The organism is Enhygromyxa salina (genome assembly GCF_000737335.2).
GTDB lineage: Bacteria > Myxococcota_A > Polyangia > Nannocystales > Nannocystaceae > Plesiocystis > Plesiocystis salina_C.
Genome location: NZ_JMCC02000250.1, coordinates 1 through 2,217, shown reverse-complemented (window position 1 = coordinate 2,217; position 2,217 = coordinate 1). Strand labels below are relative to the sequence as shown.

The window sequence follows — 2,217 nt, the reverse complement described above, 5'->3', positions numbered from 1 at the left end:
CCTCGTTTGACCTGCGACTGCAAGGCTCGTGTCTGGCTTTCTGCCTGGCTCTGTTGGGCTGTGGCGGCGGGCCCTGGTTCCGGTCGCGTGGCCCGAGGGCGCCAACCACCCCGCGCCCTCGCCCTACCGCGACGGCGGGGTCTACCTGATCGTCGGCGGCGCGGGGACCATGGGTGTCGCGCTCAGCTCGAGCCTGGCCCGCGATCACGCGGCGACCTTGGTGTGGATGGGTCGGCGTCCGCTCGACGCTCAGATCCGTGCCAAGGCCGAGGCGATCGCCGCGCTGGGCGGACGCGTCGTGTATGTGCAGGCCGACGTCGGGGATCGCGGCGCGGTCGAGACGGCGATGTCCGAGATCCTCGCGGCCTGCGGCGAGCTGCACGGGGTCGTCCACGCCGCGCTCGCGCATCACGGCGCGCCGCTGGATCGCGTCAGCCCCGAAGCGTTCGCCGCGGCCTCGATCTACAAGTCCGAGGGCGCACGCAATTTGCTGCTGGCCCTGCGCGAGGTCCCGCTCGACTTCTTCGTGTGCTTCTCGTCGATCCAGTCGCTCGTCGGGGATCTCGCTCAGGGCGCCTACGCAGCCGCGAGCGCGTATCAAGACGCCCTGGCGGATCAGCTCGATGGGGTCTGGCCGTGGCCGGTGCGCACGATCGACTGGGGCTACTGGGGCGAGGGCGCGACCGGAGCCGCCGACAACCGCGAGCGCCTGGCCGCGATCGGCTACGGCGTCGTTGAAGCGCGCGCCGGACTCGAGGCGCTCGCGGCCGCGCTGCGCTCGAGCTTGGCGCGGGTCGTCGTCGTCGCGGCCGCGGCCGACGTGCTCGCGGACATGGGCGTGCTCGCGGAGCGTCGGCTCGAGCTCCCGCCGGCTCCCGTGACCCCGTGCGGCGCGTCGATCTCGACGGCCCTCGCTGACGCGCAGCGGATCCACGTTGGCTCCGCGGACGCGTCCAGCGAGGCCAGCCAGCAGTGGGAGCGGCACCTTGGCGCGTCGCTCGTCGAGTTGTTCGCGGGCCTCGGCCTCGCGCCCGGGGTCGCCTTCGAGCCCGATCCAAGCGCGCTCGCACATCACCTTGCCGTCGGCCCCGAGTACGTGGGCCTGCTCGCGTCGTTGCTCGAGCTGCTCGATCGGCATGGCCAGCTGCGCGCGCGGGCGGACGGACGGCTCGAGCTGATCCCCGCGGCCGCGCTTCCGCAGTCCGACCTCGCGCCCAGCCTCGCCCCCCACCAGCGCTTGCTCGCGGCGTGCGTCGCCGCGGCCCCGGCGGTGGTTCGCGGCGAGCTGCCCGCGACCCAAGTCCTGTTCCCCGCCGGGAGCTCGGCGCTGGTCGAGGGCATCTACCGCGACAACCCGATCGCCGACGGGTTCAACTCGCTGTGCGCCGCGCTGATCCAGACCCACGCGCGCGCGCGCCTGGCCGAGCGCGAGCCCACCCGGCCGCTGCGGATCCTCGAGATCGGGGCCGGCACCGGAGGCACCACCGCCGCCGTGCTCGCGGCGCTCTCGAGCTTCGGGACCCGCGTGCACTACACCTACACCGACGTGTCCGAGGCCTTCCTCGACCACGGACGGGCCCGCTTCGGCGACGCCGCGGCGGTGCTCGAGTTCGGGTTGTTCGATGTCAGCCGCGAACCCGCGGGGCAGGGCTACGCGCTTGGAAGCTACGACCTCGTGCTCGCGGCCAACGTGCTGCACGCGACCGCACGGATCCGCGAGTCGATCCGCCACGCCCGCGCGCTGCTTGGTGCCGGCGGCTGGCTGGTGCTCAACGAGGTCACGCGCGTCGAGGCCTTCACCACGATGACCTTCGGACTGCTGCGCGGCTGGTGGGCGTTCGAAGACGCCGAGCTGCGCCTGCCGGGCGGTCCCCTGCTCGACGTGGATCGCTGGCGTCGGGCGCTGGTCGCCGAGGGCTTCGCCGGCTGCGTCGCGCTTGGGCGCAACGGGCTCACCGACGACCGCTCCACCGCGGGCAGCCTCGAGCTCTCCGCTCGGGCGAGCGCTTCTCGCCCGCTCGCGGGCGTCTCCGCCGACCGCTCCACCGCGGCCAGCCTCGAGCTCTCCGCTCGGGCGAGCGCGTCTCACCCGCCTGCGGGCGACTCCGCCGACCGCTCCACCGCGGGCAGCCAACATATTTTGATCGCCGAGAGCGACGGCAGCCGCTGCACCCTTGTGGCCCCGCCGGTCGCCCGAGCGGCCGCGCCGAGCCGAGC

The 2,217-nt window shown here is 73.8% G+C and carries 1 protein-coding gene; it reads left to right on the top strand.

The genetic code is table 11. From position 1 onward, the window contains the following. Positions 1–28 precede the first annotated feature (28 nt). A partial coding sequence (locus tag DB30_RS40665) for an SDR family NAD(P)-dependent oxidoreductase (RefSeq protein ID WP_146662939.1) occupies positions 29–2,217 on the top strand: 2,189 nt, incomplete at its 3' end.